Annotated in this window: 22 protein-coding genes and 1 tRNA gene; 13 read left to right on the top strand and 10 right to left on the bottom strand. The window is 62.5% G+C overall.

Annotated features, from left to right (window positions below; genetic code table 11):
• The 3 genes from AKL29_RS46100 to AKL29_RS36970 all read left to right on the top strand — a co-directional run.
• The coding region (locus AKL29_RS46100) for a malonate decarboxylase subunit alpha (RefSeq protein ID WP_244482636.1) at window positions 1-144 on the top strand (144 nt) is incomplete at its 5' end.
• Window positions 145-156: 12 nt separating this feature from the next.
• Window positions 157-1,416 (top strand): malonyl-CoA decarboxylase, encoded by a 1,260-nt coding sequence (locus tag AKL29_RS36975; protein WP_082190798.1) that lies wholly within the window; start codon window positions 157-159, stop codon window positions 1,414-1,416.
• Between the two features lie 34 nt (window positions 1,417-1,450).
• Complete coding sequence (locus AKL29_RS36970) at window positions 1,451-2,230, top strand: alpha/beta fold hydrolase (protein ID WP_028333452.1); 780 nt, start codon at window positions 1,451-1,453, stop codon at window positions 2,228-2,230.
• A gap of 59 nt (window positions 2,231-2,289) precedes the next feature.
• Here AKL29_RS36970 and AKL29_RS36965 read toward each other — a convergent pair whose 3' ends face one another.
• Window positions 2,290-3,513 carry an OpgC domain-containing protein gene (locus tag AKL29_RS36965; RefSeq protein WP_050387536.1) on the bottom strand — a complete coding sequence of 408 codons (1,224 nt, stop codon included), beginning with the start codon at window positions 3,511-3,513 and terminating at the stop codon, window positions 2,290-2,292.
• 820 nt (window positions 3,514-4,333) lie between these two features.
• On the opposite strand from AKL29_RS36965, the gene AKL29_RS36960 reads away from it, so the two are divergent.
• Window positions 4,334-5,311 carry a helix-turn-helix transcriptional regulator gene (locus tag AKL29_RS36960; RefSeq protein ID WP_050387535.1) on the top strand — a complete coding sequence of 326 codons (978 nt, stop codon included), beginning with the start codon at window positions 4,334-4,336 and terminating at the stop codon, window positions 5,309-5,311.
• Between the two features lie 92 nt (window positions 5,312-5,403).
• On the opposite strand, the gene AKL29_RS36955 is transcribed toward AKL29_RS36960, so the two are convergent.
• The gene (locus tag AKL29_RS36955) at window positions 5,404-6,579 is read right to left on the bottom strand and encodes a cation:proton antiporter (RefSeq protein WP_050387534.1); all 1,176 of its coding nucleotides are present in this window, start codon (window positions 6,577-6,579) and stop codon (window positions 5,404-5,406) included.
• A gap of 879 nt (window positions 6,580-7,458) precedes the next feature.
• On the opposite strand from AKL29_RS36955, the gene AKL29_RS43110 reads away from it, so the two are divergent.
• Complete coding sequence (locus AKL29_RS43110) at window positions 7,459-7,656, top strand: hypothetical protein (protein ID WP_157348128.1); 198 nt, start codon at window positions 7,459-7,461, stop codon at window positions 7,654-7,656.
• Window positions 7,657-7,822: 166 nt separating this feature from the next.
• On the opposite strand, the gene AKL29_RS36940 is transcribed toward AKL29_RS43110, so the two are convergent.
• Window positions 7,823-8,044 (bottom strand): DUF6894 family protein, encoded by a 222-nt coding sequence (locus tag AKL29_RS36940; RefSeq protein WP_028333448.1) that lies wholly within the window; start codon window positions 8,042-8,044, stop codon window positions 7,823-7,825.
• Window positions 8,045-8,203, bottom strand: coding sequence for a hypothetical protein (locus tag AKL29_RS43550; RefSeq protein WP_167350461.1), 159 nt, complete (start codon window positions 8,201-8,203; stop codon window positions 8,045-8,047).
• A 180-nt stretch (window positions 8,204-8,383) separates the two neighbouring features.
• On the opposite strand from AKL29_RS43550, the gene AKL29_RS36935 reads away from it, so the two are divergent.
• From AKL29_RS36935 to AKL29_RS46770, 4 genes are all read left to right on the top strand, one after another.
• Window positions 8,384-8,569, top strand: coding sequence for a DUF3606 domain-containing protein (locus AKL29_RS36935; protein WP_028333447.1), 186 nt, complete (start codon window positions 8,384-8,386; stop codon window positions 8,567-8,569).
• 1 nt (window position 8,570) lies between these two features.
• Window positions 8,571-8,747: a DUF2934 domain-containing protein gene (locus AKL29_RS41390; RefSeq protein ID WP_152977920.1), complete on the top strand. Its 177-nt coding sequence runs from the start codon at window positions 8,571-8,573 to the stop codon at window positions 8,745-8,747.
• Window positions 8,748-8,896: 149 nt separating this feature from the next.
• Window positions 8,897-9,091, top strand: coding sequence for a 2Fe-2S iron-sulfur cluster-binding protein (locus tag AKL29_RS46775; RefSeq protein WP_410712219.1), 195 nt, complete (start codon window positions 8,897-8,899; stop codon window positions 9,089-9,091).
• Entirely contained in the window at window positions 9,009-9,206 is a 198-nt protein-coding gene (locus AKL29_RS46770; protein WP_410712218.1) for a DUF1236 domain-containing protein, read from the top strand. Before AKL29_RS46775 ends, AKL29_RS46770 begins: the two co-directional genes overlap by 83 nt.
• Before the next feature lie 111 nt (window positions 9,207-9,317).
• Here the strand turns inward: AKL29_RS46770 and AKL29_RS43105 are convergent, their stop codons facing one another.
• From AKL29_RS43105 to AKL29_RS36915, 3 genes are all read right to left on the bottom strand, one after another.
• Window positions 9,318-9,536, bottom strand: a complete 219-nt coding sequence (locus AKL29_RS43105; protein WP_050387531.1) for a hypothetical protein — start codon at window positions 9,534-9,536, stop codon at window positions 9,318-9,320.
• A gap of 362 nt (window positions 9,537-9,898) precedes the next feature.
• A complete protein-coding gene (locus AKL29_RS36920; RefSeq protein ID WP_050387530.1) occupies window positions 9,899-10,609 on the bottom strand; it encodes a flagellar hook assembly protein FlgD in 711 nt (236 codons plus the stop codon).
• 10 nt (window positions 10,610-10,619) lie between these two features.
• The gene (locus AKL29_RS36915; protein WP_050387529.1) at window positions 10,620-12,212 is read right to left on the bottom strand and encodes a flagellar hook-length control protein FliK; all 1,593 of its coding nucleotides are present in this window, start codon (window positions 12,210-12,212) and stop codon (window positions 10,620-10,622) included.
• Window positions 12,213-12,572: 360 nt separating this feature from the next.
• Here AKL29_RS36915 and mnmA point away from each other — a divergent pair, with 360 nt between their 5' ends.
• From mnmA to AKL29_RS36895, 4 genes are all read left to right on the top strand, one after another.
• Window positions 12,573-13,769 (top strand): tRNA 2-thiouridine(34) synthase MnmA, encoded by a 1,197-nt coding sequence (gene mnmA / locus AKL29_RS36910; RefSeq protein ID WP_050387599.1) that lies wholly within the window; start codon window positions 12,573-12,575, stop codon window positions 13,767-13,769.
• 25 nt (window positions 13,770-13,794) lie between these two features.
• Entirely contained in the window at window positions 13,795-14,433 is a 639-nt protein-coding gene (locus AKL29_RS36905; RefSeq protein WP_028333443.1) for a class I SAM-dependent methyltransferase, read from the top strand.
• A 53-nt stretch (window positions 14,434-14,486) separates the two neighbouring features.
• Window positions 14,487-14,855, top strand: coding sequence for a hypothetical protein (locus AKL29_RS36900; protein ID WP_028333442.1), 369 nt, complete (start codon window positions 14,487-14,489; stop codon window positions 14,853-14,855).
• 116 nt (window positions 14,856-14,971) lie between these two features.
• Window positions 14,972-15,048 (top strand) — tRNA-Met (locus AKL29_RS36895).
• Between the two features lie 277 nt (window positions 15,049-15,325).
• On the opposite strand, the gene AKL29_RS36890 is transcribed toward AKL29_RS36895, so the two are convergent.
• From AKL29_RS36890 to AKL29_RS36880, 3 genes are read right to left on the bottom strand one after another with little or no spacing between them, the layout of a single operon-like run.
• Window positions 15,326-18,379, bottom strand: coding sequence for an NAD(P)-binding protein (locus AKL29_RS36890; protein WP_202814571.1), 3,054 nt, complete (start codon window positions 18,377-18,379; stop codon window positions 15,326-15,328).
• An 11-nt stretch (window positions 18,380-18,390) separates the two neighbouring features.
• Entirely contained in the window at window positions 18,391-20,607 is a 2,217-nt protein-coding gene (locus AKL29_RS36885) for an NAD(P)-binding protein (protein WP_160321821.1), read from the bottom strand.
• On the bottom strand, window positions 20,604-24,491 hold the full coding sequence (locus tag AKL29_RS36880) for an AAA family ATPase (protein WP_050387526.1): 3,888 nt from the start codon (window positions 24,489-24,491) through the stop codon (window positions 20,604-20,606). Before AKL29_RS36880 ends, AKL29_RS36885 begins: the two co-directional genes overlap by 4 nt.
• Between the last annotated feature and the right edge of the window lie 4 nt (window positions 24,492-24,495).

The following is a 24,495-nucleotide window of genomic DNA, read 5'->3' as shown; positions in this document are numbered from 1 at the left end:
CGCCGCGGCATCGTGATGCTGCCGTCCGATCTCGGCCTCGACGTCGAGACGGCGACGCGCGACTGGCTCGCCGCGAAATCGATCGACGACCTCGTCGCCGCATCGGGCAACCTCTACACGCCGCCCGCCAAATTCCGCAGCTAGAAGGAGGCTCCCATGACCCACGCCGAGCACATCCCAGGCAGTCCACCGGCCTCGCTCGATCAAGCGAGGCAGCTCGCCGCGGCACTGTTGTCCGAGCGCGGCGAAGCGTCGGGCGCCCTGATCGCACGCCAATTGCAGCAGACCATGCGCGCGCTCGATGCCGACGGTCGGCACGGCTTTCAAAGCTATCTGGCGAGCGTGTTTCAGCCCGACGCGGCGGCGCTGCAGGATGCGGCGAAGCGCTATCTTGCCGACGGCACCGCGGCGGCCGCGGCCGCTTTGGCCGACGCCGCCGATCCGCCGCGGCAGGAGGTGCTGCGGCGGATGAACATGGCGCCCGGCGGCACGGCGAGCCTGATCGCAATGCGCAGTGAGATCGCCGGCCGTCTCGGCTCCGAACCGGAGCTGAAGCTGCTCGATGCCGATCTCAAGCATCTGTTCGTCTCATGGTTCAATCGCGGCTTCCTCGAGCTTCGCCGCATCGACTGGCAGTCGCCGGCCGCCGTGCTCGAGAAGCTGATCGCCTATGAGGCGGTGCACGAGATCAAGGGCTGGGACGATCTGCGCCGCCGCCTTGCGCCCGATCGCCGCTGCTTTGCCTTCTTCCATCCCGCGCTGCCCGGCGAGCCGCTGATCTTCGTCGAGGTCGCGCTGGTGCAGGGATTGGCCACCGCCGTGCCACCGCTGCTGGTGCAGGATGCGGATCAAGACAGCGCAGGCCTCAGGGCCGCGCATGCCGACACCGCGATCTTCTATTCGATCTCCAACTGCCAGGACGGACTGCGCGGCGTGTCGTTCGGCAATTTCCTGATCAAGCAGGTGGTCGAGGAGCTGCAAGCGGAATTCCCGCAGCTGAAACGCTTCTCTACGCTGTCGCCGATCCCAGGCTTCCGGCGCTGGCTCAGCCAGCAGCCGCAATCCGGCGGCAACGAGGTCGCGATGCTGCGCGAGCTGGACCGCGAAGGCTGGTGGCACGACGCGGCGACCTGCGAGACCTTGCGTCCGGTCCTGATGAGGCTATGCGCGCAATATCTCACGCGCTCGCCGGCGTCCGGGAATCGCATCGATCCGGTGGCGCGCTTCCATCTCGGCAACGGTGCCCGGCTGGAGCGGATCAATTGGCTCGGCAACACGGCCGATCGCGCGATGGCGGAATCCTTCGGCATCATGGTCAACTATCTTTACGATCACGACAGCATCGAGCGTAACCATGAGGCCTTTGCGCGCGTAGGAGAGATTGTCCGTTCACCGCAGGTGGACGCGCTTCTCTGATTTTCAACTCAGCATACGACAACGGAGCAGTAACATGATGATGAACAGACGCGCCTTCTCGACCGCCTTGCTCGCTGGAGCTGCGGCTTCACTGGTGTCCTCGCGCGGCATGGCCGCCACCACGCCGCCGGTCAAGGCGCGCAACGTCGTGCTGGTGCACGGCCTGTTCGCTGACGGCTCCTGCTGGTCCGAGGTCATCCCCCGCCTGCAGGCCGCCGGGCTCAACGTGACGTCGGTGCAAAATCCGCTGACCACGTTGCCTGAAGCGGTTGCCTCCGCGCAGCGGGTGCTCGATCGCCAGGATGGTCCGACCGTGCTGGTCGGCCATTCCTTCTCCGGCATGATCGTCACCGAGGCCGGCGTGCATCCGAATGTCTCGGCGCTGGTCTATGTCGCAGCGCGCGCACCCGATGCGGACGAGGATTACACCGCGCTGGCCAAGACCTATCCGACGCCGCCCGCGAGCGCCGGCATCGTGTTCGATGGCGACGAGGGCCGGCTCAGCGAACAAGCGTTCCTGCGCGATTTCGCCGGCGACCTGCCGGAGGCCAAGGCGAAGGTGCTCTATGCCGTGCAGCAGCCGTTCCACAAGCAACTGCTGGCCGGCAAGACCAGCCATGCGGCCTGGCGCAGCAAGCCGAGCTACTACGCCGTCTCGACCGAAGACCGCACCATCAATCCGGATCTCGAGCGCTTCATGGCCAAGCGGATGGGCGCCACCACGATCGAGGTGAAGGCCAGCCATCTCGCGCTGATCTCGCAGCCCGACGCGATCGCCCGGCTGATCCTCGACGCCGCGCGGCAGTCGAGCTGAGCGTCGGCGTTGACCGTGCGTGGGAGAGCATCCGCTTCTCCCGCGCACGATGGCGCGCTTTAGAGGATATGCGCGCCGTGACCGTCGAAAATGCCGCGATCGGCGGCGCGCGGCACAGGATCATGTCCGGCGGCGGTGTCGACATCCGGCGACCGGGCGCGCTTGGTGCCGAGCGTGTTCAGCAGCGTCGCGGCCGCGGCCATCACAAGGACACCGGCAAGACTGAGTCCGATCTGCATCGAGAGCCGGTTCGAGATGTCGAACAGGTCGCATTGGCTGGCCAGCGCCAGCAGGACGCCGAGACAATAGATCGGCAGCGAGTTCTCGCCACAACGCCTCGCGCTGTGCAGCATCGGCGTCGACAGTCCCTGCCAGCCCGCTGGAACGAGCCATGACACCACGATGGCAAGTGCCAGAAAATGCAGCAGCCGCAACGGGCTCAAGTTCGACTTGTCCATCGGAAACAGCAGATCCGTCAGCGCCTGCGGCAGCAGCGGCGGCTTGATGCCGTGGCCCAGCGCAACGACGAAGCCGAACGCGAGATAAAGCGCCGACAGAACAAGCGCGGGGCGCGACGTCACCCATCCCTGGATGGTCCTTCCCTCGATGACATACCATGCGCCCAGCACCACCGGAAGCTGCCAGGCCAGCGGGTTGAAGAACCAGACGCCGTCGGGCCAGGCGGGAATGCTCCAGCCGAAGACGTGCACCAGCGCGTAAAGCGACAGCGAAAGACCAAGCGCCAGGTTCGGCGCTCGCAGCAGCAGCCACAGCAGCGGTGCGAACAACACGTGACAGATCACAAAGACCGGCAGCACGTCGGTATTGACAGGGTGGAATTGCAGGACCGCGGCGTGCGCAAGCGCTGCGCCTGGACGTTCGAACAGAACCCGCGTATTGCTGTCGTCGGCGAGACGGTCGCTGCCCGCGAGGTAGACGACGATCGCGCAAGCGAGCGTCAGCAGCAGAAAGGCGGCATAGATATCCCATCCCCGCCGCAGCGAACGGCCGATCATGCCGCGCCAACCGTCGCGCTGACGCGCCCTGCCGTAGGCCAGTGCGCAGGTGACGCCCGAGATGAACATGAATATTTCGGCGGCATCGCAGAAGCCGTAGTTGCGCAGGGTCAGCCAACTTCCGACGTTGTCTGGAATGTGATCGAGAAAGATCCACCACAATGCGATTCCGCGACAGACATCGATGCGCGGGTCGCGGCCGGTCGATCTGAACTCCGGCGGGGTCTCGCCGAGCAATCGCTTCGAGCTGCGGGTTCGATCGTGCATCTGTCGATCTGTCTGGCGGGCGCGCGCGGCCTCACCGGACCTAGGTCCATGAGACGCTCGGGTGCTCCGAGGCGTGCGCGTGCCGGACTAGCCTCCGGCCAACCTGTATGATTGTGCGCTCCAGCTACCCGAGGGTCGGCGGCGCTTCCGCCGGCCAGCCGCAATCACGGGGGCCGGGTGGATCGCTATCCTCTGACGGCGCCGCCTGCGCGACGTCGCCGATGGCCGGCAACAAATGCTGCTTTCGCATTTCCGCGAGGCGGGCGCGACAGTATTCACGATAAAGCATGTCGAATATGATGGACATGATCGAACGCCTTCTTGATCACTAGGTTGACTTTCCCACGTGACAGATTTCGACCATTTCAACCGGCGGCGATAACCGACAAGTGCCGCAGGCAGTCCGACGCAACCAAAATCGATATCAGTCGTTCTACTGAATGACCTGCGCGTGGCGACTTAGCCAGGAGACCGCGTACAGGGGCATGACACTGATTTGCGCTTTACTCTGCCAGGAATGTTTGAAACGGATCCGATGGCAGCAATTATAAATAGAGCGATCGCGACTGCTTCTTCTTAAAAGGGAAATTTGCCGCGATTTTCATAATGTCATTATATACATAATATTCTGACCACCAAGTGAACTAGTTCACATCAGCATCAATCACAGGCGAACAAGACTAGCAGATCGGTAACGTGGCTTCTTGGACTCATGCGCACGGATCGGGCGAAGGCCGGTGCGTGAATCGCAAAATGCGGATACTGACCGTGGAGTGCCGCAGCATTTCATTCTGATGTTTTGTGAAGGCTGGAGGTCCCCATGCCGATGGACGCAGCCAATTTCGCATCGTATCGATTTTCGACGTGCGAGCTTCCGGAACGCATTCGTATCCCGCTCTGGCGCGAGCACTTTGGCCGATGCATCGTGCACGCCGATATCGAGCCTCTATCGAACGTTTCATTCCAGGCCGATGCGTCGCTGCGAGCGGTTCAGGGTTTGCGCATGCTGGCGCTGAAAGGCACGTCGATGCGGTTCAAGCGTTTGCAGGCGAACCTTGCCGATGGCGATGACTCCATCGGGATCATCTTCTGCTCTCCGGGCAGAGGTCAGCTATCGCAGCGCGGCCGGGACGCCGATTTTCGCGCCGGCGATGCAATTGCAATTCTGCATTCCGAGCCCGCCAGCGTCACCTATATCGACGGGTTGCAATTCGGCCTGGCCGTGCCGCGCGAGGCACTTGCGCAGCGCGTGACCGACGTCGAAGGCCTGGTCATGCGGCCGATTTGGCACCGGACGGAAGCATTCCGACTGTTCATCTCATATCTGAAATCGGTGCTTAAGACGAAAGCGCTGAGCGCGCCGAAGCTTCGCGATACGGTCGTGACCCATATCCACGATCTCATCGCGCTCGCGATCGGCGAGTGTGGTGCGCTGGGCGAGAGCAGCGCGAGCGCCGTCGTTGCTGCGCGGCACCGTGCCGTGCTCGACTACATCGCCGCACACTTTGAGGAGCCCGGGCTCAGCGTTCAAACGGTTGCGCGTGACCAGGGCATCTCGTCGCGCTATCTGCAGCGCCTGATGACGTCATCAGGGCCGTCGTTCACCGAGCGCTTGAATGAATTGCGGCTGCAGCGGGCGCTCAAATTGCTCACCGAGCCTGATGCCGGCCGTCGGCGAATTTCCGATATCGCGCTCGAGGTCGGCTTTTCGGATGTTTCGTATTTCAACCGTCTGTTCCGAACCCGCTTCGGCGATTCGCCGCGCGGCGTCCGGCTCGCGCGAAAGGGTTCTCGCTGAGGGACGGTGCTCCCGGTCGGCACACGTGCAGGATGCCGCTTCAGCCGGCTCTTCATCCCGGATCAGGCATCGGCCGCCTTGCAATCTCTCGACTAGCTTCGACCAGGGCTCGCCTGGTTGGACTTGCTGTCCATGTGATCTAGCTGTCGTGCGGCGTGCGCTGTGAGCATCAATCCGACGATCGACGATACGATCACCAGAACAACCGTAGCATTCAACATGGGATGATCGATCAATCGCTGACCCGCAGCATTTTTTGTGGAATAGGCGACCAGAGCGACCGCGAGCGTGGCCGCAACCTGCGGCACGGTAAGACCGAACATCAAGTTGCGTTCCGTGCGGCGGTAGCCGAACAACCATCCTGTACTTTCGGCTGCAAGCCATTTGCCGCCAAATAGCGCCGCAAGCACGCCGACCACAAGCAACGGCTGATCGCGCAATGTCGCGAAGAACACTTTGAAATCGACAAGGAAACCGGCCGTAATGAAGAACACCGGAATGAACAGGGCCTGACTCATAATTTCCAGGGAATCGTCGCCCTTGACCTCTCCGAACGCCCGCTTCAGGGCAACGCCTGCAAGAAAGGCGCCGATGATTCCTTCCATGCCAATCCATTCCGCCATCTGGGCGGAAATCGCCATTACAAGAAGCATGATCAGCGCGCTGGAGACCCTGGTTGTCCCAAAGGCCGCCAGAAGGCGCTCAACGAACCAGCTCAATCCGACGACGATCCCCGGCACATAAACGGCCAACCATCCCAGGAGGATCAGCATTCCCAAGGGATCAAAGCCTCTGACGTGAATCGGCACGCATAACGCGAGGACAAGAATGGAAAGCATATCGGTGAATAGCGTGGCGCCCACTGCCACGACGGTCGCTTCCTGTCCCAGGAGGCCTTCTTGCTTGACGATGGGCAGTCCGAGCAGGGTATGGGAGGCCAGTATGGCGCCGATGACCGCGCTTGCATTAGGCGAGTACCCCAGCAGCGCCGCAAGGGTTACTGCCAATGCAAAGGGGCAGGCGAAAGTGAGAAGGCCGAATGTAGCCGCCTTATGACGCGCCTTGTTGAACTGCGCGATGTTGACCTCAAAGCCGGCGAAGAACATCAGCAACAGCTTGCCGAGCTCAGCGAAGAAGCCGACGATCTTTCCGTCGGGATTGAGGATAGAAAGCATGTTCGGGCCCAGGATAATGCCCGCGAGGATGTATCCGACCGGACGAGGCAGCCGAATGCGCTCCATGAGGCTGGGAAGAACCAGCGTCAGCATCAACGTCAGCGCAAAGGAAGTAAGTATCGGCAGTTGTGAAAAAAAATTCCAAATGATCCTCTTTCACGCGGCTTTGGCCGTCAAACCTAAATTGTATTTCAAATGAATTCGACGAGAAAGCGTGTTTTCCCGGCTACGGCAGCGATTTGAGCCACGGGGATTTGGGTTACAGGGATCTTGGTCAAGGCTGACAGCGGCAATATGCTTTAGAGCCACCTCGAAGAGCTGGTCGAACTCCCGCCAGCCGGTTCATGACCGCGGGTTCGGCGCCGGCCGCCAGGAGAGGTCGTCGGACCAGAGGTAGATTGCGATCGCTGCCAGGCACAAGGCTATGCCGACCCAGAAGATCGGGGAATGATGGATTGGTCGTCGATCGCTCGGAGCTGTTTTCATTCGATGAACTCATCGCGTGCGGGAGTATCGAGCTCGCAATATCAGGAATTGGGAGTGTCGCTCAGGCAAGGCGTCCTTTGCAAGAGCTGGGCAGGTTGCTGGCGCGGCTGCAAGGCAGGGTGAGTTATCGCACGGCGCGGGTGCGCGGGAGGCAGCCGTGTTCGGCGTCGCATCGGAGCGATCGGAGTAATTTTCAGATCACGTTCGAGGCCGACCACGTCCGCCTCTCTTGACGCCGCGCGAACATGGCGCCGGCCGCATCGGTTGCGCGGCTGGCGTCGGACAGGCCGGGGCCAGCCACTCGGTGTGTTCTTGCCAAGTCTGGCTCACTGCTCTCGACGCTGTCGAGCCCCTCGCGTGGCCGTGACACCAATGCGTTTTCGAATGACGCACGGGTCGGCAATGCGCATTAGCTTATGTGAATCGAAGCAACTTATGTGAATCGAAGCGCTATGGCGGCGGCTCTGCTCCGGGAGTGGCGAGCCATTGTTCGATCTGAACGGCGCGCTCGGCCTCACGGGCCTTCTTGAGAAGTCGTTCCCGCTCGGTGCCGGGAGGCAGGTGCGAAGCCCTCGCGCGGGCCGCTTCCTCCAGCTGAATCAGGCGGTATGCGAGCGTCGTGGTTTGCTTGAAGCGATTGCGGCGTTTCATGTGTGCAAATTGGTGTTTCAAACCCTGGTGTAGCTCCGAACCGCGCTCGTCGTCGTTTGTTCCTATTGAACGGCGGGCGTGGCCTGTCCTGACCGCGTCCTCGAGAGCACCATGCGGCGGGCCGGCGAAGGAATGCCGGACATCGGCCGGTAGCGTCGGTTTGCGGGAAGCGAGCCGAGCCGGGAAAGACCGCTCCCTGTCAGACGCTCGTCGAAGCCAGCGGGATGCGGAAGAGCTCGCTATCGCCCGCATCGCGAACCGAAATGAAATTGCCGTCGCGAACCATCTCCGGCTTTTCGGTCCCGATCCGGTGAGCGATGAAGCTGCCGTGATCCTGGGCGTCCTTGTCGTCGGCACAGTCGTGACCGACGACGTCGTGTGCGGGGATGTCGCCCGCGAGATGGAAGAAGTATCTGGGCATCTAGGTCAGCTTGTCCAAATTGCCGAACGGCTTCGCAGGCGGCGCGTTCTCGGCCTTCTTGATCTGCTGCGTGCCTTCCTCGGCAAGTCTGCCATCGTTGATGATCTCGGCGATGAGCTGCTTGACCCGTCCGCCGATCCTGTCTGCAATGCCTGTCATGGCTCGCCCTTGTTCGTGCTGCCGCCCGCTCTGCCTCTCACGACTGAAGTATCGCTCGCGGATAATGTTCCTCCGAGGGGTGACGACCGATCCATCCAAGAAAGGAACAAATGGCTGTCCTGAAGATTGGATCGCCAGCAACGGCCGAGGCTCAGGCCGAGCGCTGACGCGAGAAGTTCAGTGACCAAGCGCCTGACCAGGAAAGAGCAGTTCGATCGTTCGAAGATCAACATGCACGATCTGCTTCAGGTGAGATGCTGGACACATGCCCTCGGTGTGTCGCGCGAACAGCTGCGTAAAGCCGTCGAGAAGGTCGGTGACTCGGCCGTGACGGTTCGCAAGGAGCTCGGAATTCCAGAGGAATGACATGGCCACCGAACAGCAGATCAGGGACTACGCGCGGCAGCTCTGGGAGAAGGCCGGAAAGCCCGACGGCAGGGACAAGGAATTCCGGCACGCGGCCGAGGTCGAGCTGAATGCGGAGAGCGAAAGTCCGGACGCGCCAACACTGGACCAGCCGAACAAGACGACCATTCCCGGATGAACGCCTTGGCGCGAGGAGCGCGCCGGCGGCGCGATTGATCGGGATCCTCCGTTAGGAACATTGCCATTCTGTCGCGGTTCTCGAAACGCCGCATGGAGCGGTGAGGAGGACGTTATGAAAAAGCTGGTTCTGATTTCTGTTGCCGCCGTATTGGCGTCGACGGGCGCTTTCGCCCAGAGCACGATTGTCGGCACGACCGGTGCCGGACATGCCGCCACCGTGCAGATCGAGCCGCAGTACCGCACGCGAATCCACAGCTATGTGACCGAACACAAGATCCGTCCCGTCGAGACGCGGGAGAGGATCGTCGTCGGCTCGCCTGTGCCGCGCGAGGTCGAGCTTGAAGCGGTGCCTGCCGATTGGGGCCCGTTGCTCACCAGATATCGCTATGTCTATACCGGCCAGCGCGTGATGCTGGTCGATCCCGACACCCGTACGGTCGTGCAGGAAGTCGAGTGAGGCCGCTCTGATGACGGGCCGCCAGCAACGGCGGCGGCCCGCGCTCAGCCGGAACGTCTGATCCGCGGGGGCAAGCGCCGTTCCGTCAGCGGCCATCGACCGCGTCGGCCGTCAGAGACCGATGCTGGCGACAGCGGCTTCCGCGATGCCCTTCGCGTCGAGGTCCCCGGTCTTGCCGATCTCGATGACCTTGCGGGCCACGATCTCGCAAAGCGGATCGTTCCGATCAACCAGACCCATCGAATGCAGCGCCAGGCTGAACGCCCTGTTGAAGAGCTCGATTTGCTCCGGCGTGTATTCGCCCGTCTTCAGCAAGCGATTGATCGGCATTGTCGAGCCCCACAGCAAGCAGCCAAGTGACGTGGCTATAGCATGGAACCGTCGCGACCGGCACCCGGCTTTCCCTGCGCCCCCTTCAAGGGAGGGCGAAACGAGAAGCAAAAAAGCTCGGGCAAATCATGTCGCGAGAATGCGATCGTGTGGCCCGCAAGAACCGCGCCACACACTCAGCGTCGTCCTGGCGAAAGCCAGGACCCATTACCCCAACTCTCAATTGTTGCGCGACGCTGGGGCCACGATCCCGTTCATCATCAATTGCGGTGGTTATGGGTCCTGGCTTTCGCCAGGACGACGATACAGTGTGGTGAGCGGGTCGCCCGCTCAACGCGCAGCTACGGATCGTCGCAATGTGCTTAGCTCGAGCCAGTCGCCCCGCGCACCACGCGCTTGATCTTGTCGGTGGTGTAGGTCTGCCCGCCGATCGAGAGCAGCGGCGGGGAGGCGGTCAGGTCGACGGAGTCGACGACGCCCTGCACCTCGGTCGAGATGGCGATCGGATTGCCCTTGGAATCCTTGCCGGTGGCGGTCAGCGTGTAGGTGCCGGCCGGCCATTGCGTGCCGTCATTGCCCTTGCCGTCCCAGACGAAGCTGGCGTTGCCCTGCTTCAGGCTGAAATTGCCGGAATAGGCGGTCTGTCCGGTCGCGCTCGTGATCGTGATGGTGGCGCTGGTGGCTTGCGGGGACACCAGATTCCAGGTCGCGGATTTGTCGAACTGCGTCTTGCTGCCGTCGACCGCGACCGTGTTGCCGACATAGACCAGCGCCTGGGTCGACTGCGCGCTCTTCTCGATCTCGATCAGCGACTTCAGCTGATCGTTGGATTTCAGCTGCTGCTCGACGCCCGCGAACTGCACCAGTTGCTGGGTGAACTGGTTGGTGTCGAGCGGGTCGAGCGGGTTCTGGTTCTGCAATTGCGTGGTCAGCAGCGTCAGGAAGGTCTGGAAATTGTCGGCAATGCCCTGCGAGGAGGTCGTCAGGCCGCTGCCGCTGCTGCTTGAGTTCGTTCCGTTGCTGGTGCCCGGTGCCGAGACGACGGGCGTCGGCATGGTTGCATCGACTGCCATGGTGAACTCCTTACACTCTGATATCGACGCCGCCGAGGGCGCCGGTTGCACGGCCGTAGGAGCGGCCCGCCGCTGCGGCGGGAACGCTGTCCTCCTCGGTAACGATCAAACGATGGGCGTTCGGATTGGACTGGCCATTGTTGTTCTGGCCCGACTGCGACTGGTCGCGCAGGCTGAACTGCAATCCGCCATTGCCGGTCGAGAGGCCGGCATTGTCGAGCGCGCGCTGCAACTGGTTGGCGTCCTGGCGCAGCATCGACAGCGTTTCCGGGCGTTCGACGGTGAGATGCGAGGTGACCTGGCCGTTGCGATCGACATCGATGCGGACATCGATGCGGCCGAGCTCGGCGGGGTCGAGCCGGATCTCGAAGCGACTCTTGCCGCTCTTGGCGGAGGCGGCGATCTGCATCGCAAGCCCGCTGAGCGGCACGGCGGCGCTCTGCGCAGCGTTGGTCACGGTCAATTGTGCGGTCGCAGACGGCGTCGTCTGGGTGGTCGCGGGTTGCGGCTGCAGTGCGTTCGCTGCCTGCGCGCTGGGATCGGGGGTTGTGAGCTGGGTCTGCGCGGTCGCGTGGCCGCCGACCGCCGGCGTCGGCGCGGCATTGCCGTCGCCGTTTGCGTCGGCCTTGATGGCATCGGCGGCACCGTCGGTGGCGGCCTTTGCCTTGCCGGCAACTGCGGCCGGCTGCGCGGTAGCGGGAACGATGTTGGTCGGAGCAGCCTGCGCGGTGTTGGCGCTGCCCGCGGCGGCGCCGTCCTGGTCGGCCGGCATCGTCGCCGTCGCGTCCTTCGCGGTGAGCTGTGTCTTGGCCTGTGTCGTCGTCTTGGTGGCGGGCGTTCCGGCGGCAACTGTGGCGGCGAATGTCGCATCGCCGGTCGCTGTCGCTGCGCCCGAAGCCGTTGCCGCATCGCTGGTGGTGATGACCTGTGCGTCGGTCTTGACGCCGGCGGCCTTGGCGACCTTGTCGGCATTCGCTGTGGTGGCCGCCGCCGCTGCGGTGTCGGCGCCGGCAGGCGCGCCGCTGCCGCCAGCAGCGCCGGTGCCGGCATTGGCCGAGCTTGCCGCGATGGCCGCTGCGGCGATCGCGAGCGGTGCGGCCGGCTGGTCCGACGGCGCGATGGCCGCCGGTGTCGGGGCAGTCGCCGGTGTCGCGGCAACAGGAGCAATCACGGCATTCACGGTTGCCGCACCCGGATCCTGCTGCGCAGCGGCCTGCGTCGCGTCCGGCTTGTCACTGGTCGATTTCGCATCGGAGTTCGATTTCGAGTCGTCCGATTTCGATTTCGACTTGGTCTTGGACGGCGCGTCGCTCTCGACCTTGTTGTCGTTGCGCGAACTGGCGGAATCCCGCGACGTCCGGTCGGGGCCCGTGCTGGTGTCGCGGGGGCGTGCGTCGGTCGTCGAGGGCGGATCGTCGGACCGCCGCGAGGGCGCTGGCTGGGAGTCGTAGCGGCTGCCGTCGTTTGTGGACGCAGTGTTGCTGTCGACCAGCGCGGCAAAGCCGTCGTTCCCCGTCTGCGAAGCGGGATCGGGCCGCGACGACCGCTGCGTCGCGCCCTGAAAAGACCGGCCTGCCAATGCTTCCGACGTGACGCTGACCACTGCCAACCCTCGCAAATGAGACTTCCAGCGTTTTGTCAGCAAGGAGTGGGCCAACCGGGGATGGCAATAAATAATGAGTTATTTCAGAAGGTTACGAGCTGTCTTGGCCGGCTGAAGCAGGTTCCCGGCAGGTCTCCTTTTTGCCCGGCGGCAAGATTTGCCGTCCACGCGCGGCACGGCACGGCTTCCGGCGGATTGCCTCACCGGAATACGGCCTATATTAAAAGGTGGCCTCCAACCCGTCCGAACCGACCGAACCGGCCTTGGATGTGTTCTAAGGCTCTCTGGACAAAAGGCTTTTTCCAATATCGTCGCGGAGCGCATATGCTCGCCGCGACAGTGACCAATGACCGCTTAAAGATGCTCAACAGTCTGGATCTCGAAGGCCGCCCTGAAGACACACGGATCGTCGTTGCCATGTCCGGCGGCGTCGACTCGTCGGTGACGGCTGCGCTGTTGAAGTCGCAGGGTTACGACGTGGTCGGGATCACGCTGCAGCTCTACGACCACGGCGCCGCGACCCATCGCAAGGGCGCCTGCTGCGCCGGCCGCGACATCCACGATGCGCGCAATGTCGCCGAGCGGATCGGCATCCCGCATTACGTGCTCGACTACGAAAGCCGCTTCAAGCAATCGGTGATCGACAATTTCGCCGACAGCTACGCGCTCGGCGAGACGCCGGTGCCGTGCATCGAGTGCAACCGTTCGGTCAAGTTTCGCGACCTGCTCGCGACCGCGCGCGAGCTCGGCGCGCAGGCGCTCGCTACCGGCCACTATGTCGCCTCGCGGCGGCTTGCCGACGGATCGCGCTCGCTGGTCTGTGCCGCGGATGCCGATCGCGACCAGAGCTATTTCCTGTTCGCGACCACGCGCGAGCAGCTCGACTTCCTGCGCTTCCCGCTCGGCGACATGACCAAGCCGCAGACCCGCGAGCTGGCGCGGCGCTTCGATCTCGAGGTCGCCGACAAGCAGGACAGCCAGGACATCTGCTTCGTGCCGACCGGCCGCTACACCGACATCATCGGACGGCTGAAGCCGAATGCGATCGCGCCGGGCGACATCGTCGATCTCGACGGTCATGTGATCGGCCAGCACCAGGGCATCGTTCATTTCACCGTCGGCCAGCGCAAGGGGCTCGGCATTGCCTCCGGCAGCCCGCTCTATGTGGTCAAGCTCGATGCGGCGACGCGCCGTGTCGTGGTCGGGCCGCGCGAGGCGCTGCGGATGGATCGCATCGCGCTGCGCGACGTCAACTGGATCGGCGACGGCGCGCTGGATCGCGTGATCGGCGAGGGCATCGAGATCTATGTCCGCGTGCGTTCGACGCGCGCGCCGCAGCCGGCGTGGTTGCGCGCCGTCGATGGCGGCTATGAGGTCGAGCTCGTCGCCGGCGAGGAGGGCGTGTCGCCCGGCCAGGCCTGCGTGTTCTACGACGCGCCCTCCGGGCAAGCGCGTGTGCTCGGCGGCGGCTTCATCAGAAGTGCAAGCGCAAGCCGCGCAACACGGGCCGCGACGCGGGACGCGTTGGCGCCGCTTGCGGAAGCGGTTCGCGGATAGACAGAAGAAACGTCGGGGCAGGGGAATGGCTGGGGACATCGACCGCGAAGGGGTCGAAAAGGCGTATGGCCGCTGGGCACCGATCTACGATCTGGTGTTCGGCAAGGTGTTCGACCAAGGCCGTCAGTCGACGATCGCGGAAGCCGACCGGATCGGCGGCCGCGTGCTTGACGTCGGCGTCGGCACCGGGCTGTCGCTGTCGGAATACAAGCGCACCACAAAACTATGCGGCGTCGATATTTCCGAACCGATGCTGCGGCGGGCGCTCAAGCGCGTGCGCACGCAGGGCCTCAGCAATGTCGAGGCGCTGGCGGTGATGGACGCCAAGAATCTCGCGTTTCCGGATGCGTTCTTCGACGCGGTGGTCGCGCAATATGTCATCACCGCGGTGCCGGATCCCGAGGCGACGCTCGACGATTTCATCCGCGTGCTGAAGCCCGGCGGCGAGCTGATCCTGGTCAATCACATCGGCGCCGAGAGCGGCCCGCGCCGCGTCTTCGAGCTCGCCTTCGCGCCGCTGGCGCGGCGGCTCGGCTGGCGTCCGGAGTTTCCGTGGGAGCGGCTGACCAATTGGGCGGCGAAGCATGGCGGGGTCAGCCTTGCGGAGCGCCGGCCGATGCCGCCGATGGGGCATTTCTCGCTGATCCGCTTCCGCAAATCGTGAGGTTGCGGCGATTTTGCGAGGGAACATCGGCGCGTCGTCACGGTTTTCCCGTCATGAGGATCAATCGAACACTCGCTTTATCCTGTGTGCTGATGCTGGCACCCGCTGTTGCCGCGGCGCAGGCGCCGCCGACGCCCGCCACGCCGCCGGCACAGACCGCGCCGCCGGCGCCGCAGCGCGCCGCTGCGAATTGCGCGCCGCAGCAGCAGCCGTCGCATCCCGGCGCGCCGGCTCCCGAGGGAACCACCACCGGGCAGAGCAGCCAGCCGCTGGGCGACAAGCTCGCCAAATCCGACGGGGTGTTGTGTCCGCCGGCCGGGGTCGATCCCGAAATGCGTGCGCCGACCCCGCAAGGCGGCAACACGCCGGTGATTCCACCGCCCGGCAGCCCCGGCGGCGACCCATCGGTGAGGCCGAAATAGCCTCTGCCTGCAATAAGTTGCTGCCCCGTCCGGGTTTGCTTGACAGGCGCGCATGCCACTCTTTATATGCCGCGCGTTCGCACCCGCGGCTCACCGGCCGCCGATGGCGAGCCCATGGCGGGGTAGCTCAGCTGGTTAGAGCACGGGAATCATAATCCTGGGGTCGGGGGTTCGAGTCCCTCCCCCGCTACCATGCGGCATTCGTCATACCGTCGCGGTTCATTGCCTTATCCAGCCTCCAAAGGGATGGTACTTTCCACGCGGTCCGCCGGCTCGGGGGCGGGCGCGCTCTGCGGCCAAGGCACGAGTAACGAGTGAAAGGCTGCCTGGCGTTCGGCTGTCGGGTCCGGGGCGCTGCATCCTCATGCTCGACTCTCGCCGTTTTGATGGCTGTCGTCATCCTAAGGGCTTCGTGCGAGTGCAGTGTCTTGGTGACCATTGAGCGAATTAGTGGCGCCAATTCCCGGCCGTCAGCGTCGTACCAAGATACGGCCCAGCAATGCCGTGCTGTACTCGCCGGTGGCCCTCGCCAGATTTCTTGCGCTCGAACTCGGCTGCCCGGCCGGAAAGTTGAAGGGCAGGCTGAGCGTCCAAGGCGCGATGAACCGGAATCCCCAAGAGTCGTCCTTTTGCGGCGGCTTTGAGATCGGTGCGAGTTCGATCTCGTCTGCCTTATGGGCGAAAGGCGAGGATAGCGCGATCTTGCCTTTGATGGGTTGAACGACCGCGCCGCCTAGACCGTATTTCAGCATCGAGTAGACGAAATTGCCATCCGGCTGGACGCCGACCAGCGGCTGATCCAGTTTGTCGCGGAGTTGCTTGATGACGAGATAACTGTCGATACCACCGGGCACGCCGTCGCGCTCGAACCAGGTTCTTATGGTGCCGGATGAGCTTCGCATGGAGAAGGAGTCATTATCATCCTGGATTCGTGCGACCTGTTTGTTGAAGCCGTAAAAATTCTGGCCGATCAACGTGGCTGCCAGCGAGCTCACGAACAAATGCGGCATGTAGCTGAACAGGACGTTCTGCAATGAAGGTGCGTTCTTATGGATAACGTCGGGAATCAGCTGGGCGATTTCGAGGTAGTGCGCGCCGCCGAAGGGTAGTGGTCCCGGACGCACGTTGCGTTGCCGGGCAAAGATCAGGACGACATGATGCGGTGGCTCGGGAATATTCCCCGCTGTCTTTTCCGTCTTGCCCTCTGCATCGGACGACGCGCCGTGATGCGCTGTCTTGATCGTGCTGTGGGGCGCTGGAGGTTCGAGGAGTGTCAGCCCATCGGGTAGCATTTTCTCGAGTTCGCAGCGCGGCCGTTGTTGGACGACGCAGAACGCCTCGATTTCGCCGGTACCGGCGACGGCGTTAGTGGCAAGCTTGCGCAACAGGTCCAATGCCGGCAACAAGGCGGTTGGCAGCGAAACGTCGTCGAAGTCGTTGGCGTTTGGCATGGCAATATCTACTCCTGCAATTGCGGCTGCCGCGGCGCGGCCCGCCATGACCGATGCTTCAATACAACCCGCATTAATACCGGTACGAACCCAGTCGCCGGCGAGAAAGAGATTGTCGACCCCCGAATTGCCGGCCTCCATGCGTTTGAACACGCTGCCGGGAACCGATAACACATATCGGTCCGAGGGATTGATGTTCACCCTCGGATATTGCGCGAAGAACCGCCTTCGAGTGGGTGGGGAATAAGCACGATAGTCGAAGAATCGCTCCCAACGAATGGCATGGCCGGGGCCTTCAATTCCGGGCCATAGGAAGTGAAGGTCGCTCTCGACCCAGCGCAGCATCCTTCGCCTTTGCCGCGCGAGCATCCTGGCCGGATAGCTGTGTTTGCAGAACGGGGGCGGCGGATCCAGGGGATCGTCGACCAGGGAGCCAACGAAATATGCCAACCCCTTGGGAGACGGTTGAGGCCATTTTTCCAGTGGCAACATCAGGCTGAGGTCGGCCCAGGTATCGAGCGGCAATACGAATCCCGAAAGAGCCGTTCGATCCTGCTTGCAACCGAGCTCTCGCATGCCGACGCTTGTCCATGCTTGAAAGGCTACCGTCGCCGTCGTTTTGATGGCATCGACCATCTCTCGCCAGCCGGGCGTGTGGCAGATCAGGTCGCTGCATATCGTGCAAAATGCGCCGATGCCGATGCCGAGCACGACATCGTCGAAATCCCTCCCTCGCAGCAGCTTTCGGGGAGGGTCGACGCCGGGCCACTTCGTCCATGCCGATTCCAGGTCTATTCTTTGGTCCCGCAGATCCTGTCCTTGGACCAGCTGACAGTAGTCTGGATGGGAAGGCCAGCTCGGGATTGTGCCATCTGCGCCGATCCAGATCAGCGGATCGTAAGAATTGCCGGAGTGGGTGGTCGCCTGCACGGTGGTGTCGATGAATTCGATCGAAGCTTTGTCTTGAGACAGTCCGATGTGCTCGACCTTGGTAAAGAATTCGAACTTGACATGGCGTTTCGTGAGGACCTGGTAGAGCGGAGCGAACAGCAGCTCGCCCATGGTCGCCTTGAGAAGGTAGAAGAACGACCCGCGATATGTGAAGAGCAGCTTCAACAGGATGCGGGTGCCGGTGCCAGCCGCCACATTCCTGCAGGGAACGACATTCCCGTGTTCCGTGTGGCTACCGAAGAACCCGAACACATAATCATAGCAGCCACGGACGATGGCGGAATCCAGCGTCGAATCCGAGCAACCGTTCGACCTCATCCAATCGGTCCACTCCTGATGGTCGATGCAGTCGAAGCCCTGCCACAGCACGCCGTCGCTCAACATGCCGATCGCGATCGTCAGCGCGACCTCCGCCACGATCTCGCGCGGGTCGCGAGACATGGCGGCTGACGCCGGCTTGTCGCAGAGCTGAGTCCGCGCATGCCTTAGTATCGTCTGTAGTTCGGCGGCGTCACTCGGGCTGACCGTCCTGGGATCCTGCGGCAGGATATCGATCTTCGCCCGCGCCGTTCTGAACGGACCGTCGGTCGTTCCGGCCGCCACGGCGGAGTGCTGGGTCCCCGCCGGCCATTGGTCGGTGAAACCAGCGATCGACTGGCTCTGCTGCACCGAGCATTCGAGCAGTGAGCGCAGAAAATCGACGAGCGATAATGCGGGACGCGGTGTGCCCGGAATTCCTTCATGGGGTGGAATGTCGATAGTCCATGAAGTCCAACCGGAATTGAACGGCTCCATGAGCACGGATCGATCGAGGCCCTCGAAGGCGTTCTCGCGTGACCCGAACGGCGGGCTGAGATCGAGATCGATCATCGCGGCATAAAGCCGGTCGACCAGTTCGAATGCGTTATCGTAAAAACCGGTCCAGACATGAAGTCCGTGTTCTTCGGCGCGATACCCTTTTTCCTTGTCGCGGCCGACCGCTCCCTTGCCGCCAAGCCGCCAGCCGATCGTGTAGACGGTGATGTCGAACAGCTGATGCTGGGGATCCTGCTCCGTCAGCTCGAACGCCGCGCTGAGCGCTGCGACACCGCCTCCCAGGATTGCAATCTTTCTGCGCGCCATGCGGCCGATCCTCATTCAGCGGGAGCGGGCGCGCAGCTGCGCATAAAATCACAGAGAGACACATATTGTCGGGTAGCGTGGAGGAAACGCTCGCCGGGAATTTCGAGCTCTGCGCCGATGATCGCGCGCGCCGCCTGCATTCCCGAGATCACGGCTGTTTCAACGCATTCGGTGTTGAAGCCGGTGTCGATCCAGGTTCCGGCGAGGTACAGGTGCTTGAAGCCGGACTCGTCGGTCTTCAGGCGCCAGGCGCTGGTGCCGGCCGCGGTCGCGACACAGCAGTCCCAGGGACTGATATTGGCTTTGACGTGCTGCGCCCTGATCCGGCGATAGTCGTCGCGATCCTGGTCGTCGTAGAGCACGGTCCAGTCAAACGCACCGTTCGTCATCACCTTCGGCCAGATGAATTTGGCCTTGTGCTCGAGCCAATCCAACGTCTTGAGATAGGCCAGCAGATTTGCCATCTCCTGGGCATGCCGGCTTGTCCGCGGCGCTGCGTACAATTTCGAAGGGAAGACGTCACAGAGGTAGTGAAGCGAATAGGGAGGGTCGCGGCGCTCATATCGCAGGAGCTGGGACATGTCCGCCCAGATGTCGAGAGGATTGGGGCCTGACACCAGCGCGGGCTTTTGTCCAGACCAGCCGAGGCCGGCAAGCGAGCGCGTGCTCCAGAGCTGAACTGCGATGCTGGGCACCAGGCGAAGCTTTGCCGCCATATTCCAGAAGCCGGTGCTGTAGTTGTAAAGGTCGTCGAACGGCTCGTGCTTTTCTTCAATGCTAAATAGGCCTGGTCCTGGTCCGGGCGGTCGCTCGACACTCTTGTTGCCCGTGAACTTCTTGAAAGCGCCGAGCGGTATCGCCAGGACGACATCGTCGAAATCGTCGAGTCGTGTCTTTACGTCGGTGTCGACCCGCTCGTTGCACCAGAACGATTCAAAATCAACGCAGCCGTTCGGGGGCGCGTCGAGGTGAAGCCAGTCGGGTTGGCTGCTCCAGCCGAACAGTCCATGGCCAATCGGCACGGTCCATTCATAGCCGCACTTCGGTATCGCCTGCACGTCAAAGTGCAGTGAATCGACAGATCGCCCATCCGACGAGACCCTGATATCGGTCAGTTTGTGAAAGAACCGAAACTCGACGTCTCGCTGCTTGAGTATCTCGAACAGGGGAGCGACAATCACTTCGCCTGCACCGGCCTGCAGCTCCCACGCCACGGCTCCTTGATAGGTTCCGAGTGCTCGAAGCAGGACCTGCACCGCGGTTCCTGCGCCGTAGCTCGCGTTGGCGATGTCTCCGTCCGGATACTGAAACATCGTGTCGTAGAGCGCTCTCACCATTGGCGACTGCCTGACCAGTGAGGGCTCGGCGCCATGACGGACCAACCAGCGGCGAAAGTCCTCGCCGTCCATCTGCTGGATGGATCGTTGCTCAATCACGATGTCGTCGAAAATGCCGTCCACCAGCGGCCACGCTAGTCGCAAGGCCTGGTCGAACAAGTGACCAGCTGCGGTATTCGCAAAGGTCATATGACAACTAGCGCCAGCAGCGCCCTGAAGCACCCGGCGGACTAATTCCATGTCCGCGCGGCCAAACGAGATCATGTCTTCGTCGAGATGCGACAGCCATGCCGAGGCAATCTCCAGACAGGTTCTTGCCGTCACCACACCGAGTAGTCTTGAGGGTGGAAACAGCGGATCGTCGCGCATTTTGATCGTTTCGATCGAAACTTCGTCGAGCTTGACGATCGGCGAGTCTGACCCGAGCGCATAGTCGTGGAAGTCTATCAGCAGTCCTATCGCGTGCGACAGACAATTGGCGATGCTGAGGTCAGCCGGTTCTCTGCCGGGTATACCGATCTTCTTCGATGTCGGAAAGTTGACGTCATACACCCTCGGCTTGGCCCCATCGGGATCGCCGATCGGCGTGTAACCCTGTGGGAGAATCAAGGTGTTTAATTCGACTTTCGCTCCTTCCCGCGGCAAGTTCTGGTAGACCTCAGCCAACATCTGGAAGGCGTTCAGGTAGTGGCCGAACCAGATATGCAGGCCATGCTCGATGTTGCGGCCCTGCGCATCGCGCCCGCTGGCGCACTTGCCTCCGAGCCGCCATCCCAGCTGATAGACCGTGACGTGATATTGCTTGCGCAATTCCGGTGTAAGGCTGAGCTGATAGGCGGCGGAAAGTCCCGCCATTCCGCCGCCCACGATGATGATGCGGCGTTGGCTCAAGCCTGTCTCCATTGCGACGACGGCGATGGATGGACACGTTTCAGTTCGGCGAGCTCCTTGGCGGCGCCGAGGCGTTCAAAGATGTCGGCCGCCTGCCGCAGGCGAGACTCACGCTCAGGATCGCTCGCGCTGGTCGCAAGGCCGGTTCGATAGATCGCCTGCGCCTGCTCGCGGGGGGTTTGCAGCAGCTCGGCCACTTCGCCGGCGCGCTTCCAATTCTCGAGCGCGCGCGCCGGTTGACCGGTCAGGAAGCACAATCGGCCGTTCATTAACAAGCTGTAGAGACGGCAGATCGGCGATGTTCGAGCGAGCCGGGAAAGCTCCCGGCACGCCAGCTTCGCCTGGCTTTGAATGTTCGAAGAGACCGCGCCGGAAGCTTGCTCCCAATGGCTCAGTAAGACATCGGCGATTCCTGCCGGTCCGAAGGCATATCCGCCCCACACAACGCCGCATTCGCGCAAGATTGGAAGTCCCCGTTCCGCAAGCTCAAGGGCGACCGCGGCCTCGCCACGCTCGAGATAGCCGGCCGCGGCCACGCCCGTGCAAAGCAATTGTTCGGTGCGGATCAACCGCTGGCCCGCCAGCGCCTTCAGTTTGTCGAGGCATCCGTTATCGGCCCCGCCCCGGGTGATGTCGATCAATGCCCGTAAGGAAAGACTCCAAGCGCGAATCTGCGGCGGGGAATCGTCGGAGAGTTCCGCGAACAGCCTGGCAAGCCGCTCGTCGGCGAGCGAAATATACCCCCGCAACAGCGCTATGAAGATCAACATCGTCTCGCTGTTCTGCGCACGTTTTCGGTCTCCTAGGCGCTCGTAACAACGTCTTGCATGCTCGCCATGCGCCTCGGCATTGTCCCATTCGGCGAGGCCGTAAGAGAGAACGCCGAGCACGAGTCGGACCCGCGCGATCTCGGGCAGCGAGCCGTAATCTTCCGCCAGTTGGATCGCGCGCGCTGCGTAACTGCGGCCGATCCCCACCATGCCGGACATCCCCATTCCGAGCGCTAGCGCGCTGTATCCTCGAATCGTCTCCGGGGTCGCGCCGCATTTTTCGGCCAGGTTCAACGAGGCCAGGGTTCCGTTGAGCACGGCCAGCGAGTCATTCTGGTAGAAATACTGCTCCGACAGAAATTCGTGCATATGAGCGACGCGCTGCATGTCGGACCTGTCCTGCTCAGCCAGGACCACTTGTTTCGACGAAGTAAACCGTAACCTCAACTGGGTTGCGGCGTTGCGAATAAGCGCGCCGATTCGTTCGGTCTTGCTCGCCGGGAGACGATGACCAAGCAACTCCATCGCGCGGTGGTAGTGGTTGGCGGAGCTCTCGTAGTCCGACAATTCGTGACAAGCGTCACCGAGGATGACCTCCCAAGCCGCCTTGCGGCTGCGTCCGATCTGGATTGCTTCGCGCTGCGTGAGATCGAATAGCTTCTCCACGTAACGGATCGCTTCGCGGTTTGCCGAGTTGTTGCGCGACTGTTGCGCCGCAAGCTCGAGGTAAGTGATCGCCCGCAACGGCTCGCCGCCAAGTTCGAGATGCCTTGCCAGGCGCGCATAATTCGGTTGCAGCTCCTCGGCGTGATGCTGCTCGATAAAGCCGGCAATCCGCCGATGGAGGGTTTTTCGCTGCGCAAAAGACAAGACATGATAGGCAACCTCCATCGTTATGGAGTGCCTAAACACAAAGGAAAGTGGCCGCGTCTCGCGATCGAGTTGCAGGAAGTCGAAGTCGATCAATCGGCGGATGCATTCCGCCTTGGTGGCAGCGGACAACTCCGGGACGATTTGATCCAGCAACTCGGAGGAGAAGGCGTCGCCGACTGCGCTGGCGGCCTTGAGCACCAGCTGGTCGTCGAGCGATAGCAGGTCGATCCGGCTGACGATTGCGCGTTCAACGCTGGTCGAGAGCGAGATACTGGAATCGGCGAGGCTCTGTTCATCGAACGAACATATCCCCCGCGTAACCTGAATCTTTCCAGTGTCCCTGAGCGCGAGCGCGAGCTCCTCGCTGAAGAACGGATTTCCACTGGCATGACCGTAGACATATCGCACCAGTTCCGGCGGAACCTCGGACGATCTCAGGCGCCGTTTCACCAGCAGCCGCACGTCGTCGCGCGACAGCCGGTCGAGCCGCAGCTGCAGCGATGAGGCGAGTTCGACGGCAAGACGCTGCTCTGCGATCGCTGTCGTCTGGGTCCGCTGAGTAACCACGATCAGGAAGTCCGAAAGCCGGCGCGCGACGGCGCCAAGCAGTTCGATCGAGGGGCCGTCGAACCAGTGGACGTCCTCCATCAGGAGGATGCGAACGCTCGATCGGCGTAGGATGAAGATCACGAGTTCTTCGATCGCGCTCGCGCGAGCCGAGCCGACGATCTGTTCGGTGAAGGCGAATTCGGAAAATCCCAGTGGAATGACTTCTTCGAGCAGCGGAAGCCAATTCAGCAGCGACTCGTTTTCGAGCAGCGCTTCCGACAATTCGCGTCGAACCCGCGGTCCGTCGCCCGGTCCTTCAAACTGCAAGATCTGCCGCAATACGGCGCGCCACACGAAATAGGGCGTCGATCTTTCGATCGCCGTGGCATTTGCAACCAGGACGGCGTGATTGTCGGCCTGCGCCGATCCGATGAAGTCTTCGAGCAGGCGCGATTTTCCGATGCCGGCTTCGCCTGCAATGAGGACGAGCTTACCGGTTCCTGTCTTCAGACCGTCGAGACAGCTCCTGAGCATCGCGGTTTCGCTGACGCGGTCGATGATGGTGCGCCGGGGTGGAGCATGGAAATCGTCGGTTACTGCCGCCGGACTGAACGCCAACATCGATGCGCCCGTCCCCTTAACCTGGAGATGTGGCAGCAGATTGAACACGATCCTGCGCCCGACGGCCTGGGCCGTCGTGGCGTCGCAGACGATGTCGCCTTGTGCGGCCTCGGCGAAATGCGCGGCCACATTGATCGCCTGCCCAAAAATCCCGAATGTCCTTTGATCGAGGCCGCCATAATTGCTGCAGAACAGGCGGCCGGTCGCCAGGCCGACAGAAATCGGAATGGCCTTCGCCTCCAGCTGGCGACGGAGGCGCAGACACGCCTCGACTGCCCTGAAGGGATCGTCTTCGTGGGCAAGCGGAGCCAATCCGAAGACGAGCGTAAGAGTCAGGCCCTTGTCGTCCATCAGGACCTGATGAACGGTTCCCTCGAGCCGTTCGGCGATTTGCTGGACGTCAACGACGAAGGCCTGCAGTCTCGTCAAGAAATCATCATCGAAATTGAAATCGGGGAGGCCGACCCGCGCCACTGTGAGCGTGCGAAACTCGCCGACCCAGTCGCTGGCATCGGCTTTGCCCGTGTGGCTTCCGAAGATAGTGCCGTCTATCGGTGCGACGGCATCGGGCGAGTTCATTCCAAGGAGCCGTGCCCCATAGGGCATGGGCTCGAGTTCGCACGAGCCCGTCAACAGCCGCGCGGCGTTTGCACACAACGCGATGTCGCCGATCGCGGCTTTCTGATAGGCGAGGCCGATGCTGTAAAAGGGTTCTCCGGCCGCAACATAGTGCCATTTGTCCTGCCAGCCGCCGAGCCTGCAGAAGAACACTTCGCCGGTTTCCACCGCCGTACGCGCACTGATCGCTTCTCGGCCCGGCCCGGCGGTCATGGCCTGTCGCAGCGCAAGGCCGCAGCGCACGGCCTGCGCGGTCGCGACGGCAGCGTCCGGATCGACCCAAATCGCGAGAATGGCGTCGCCGGCGAAAGCGACGATGTCGCCTCCCTCTGAATCAATCACGTCGGCCAGTATGGCAAAGCAATCGTTGATGAAGTAGGTAAGGCTTTCAGCGCCGTCGCCGACAGCTCGGTCGGTCTTCGCTGTGAAGCCGGCAATGTCGATAAGTAGCACCGCC

The organism is Bradyrhizobium pachyrhizi, assembly GCF_001189245.1.
In the GTDB taxonomy this organism is placed as follows: domain Bacteria; phylum Pseudomonadota; class Alphaproteobacteria; order Rhizobiales; family Xanthobacteraceae; genus Bradyrhizobium; species Bradyrhizobium pachyrhizi.
Note: the sequence above shows the minus strand (reverse complement) of the source record. Positions and strands in the feature narration are given on the sequence as shown.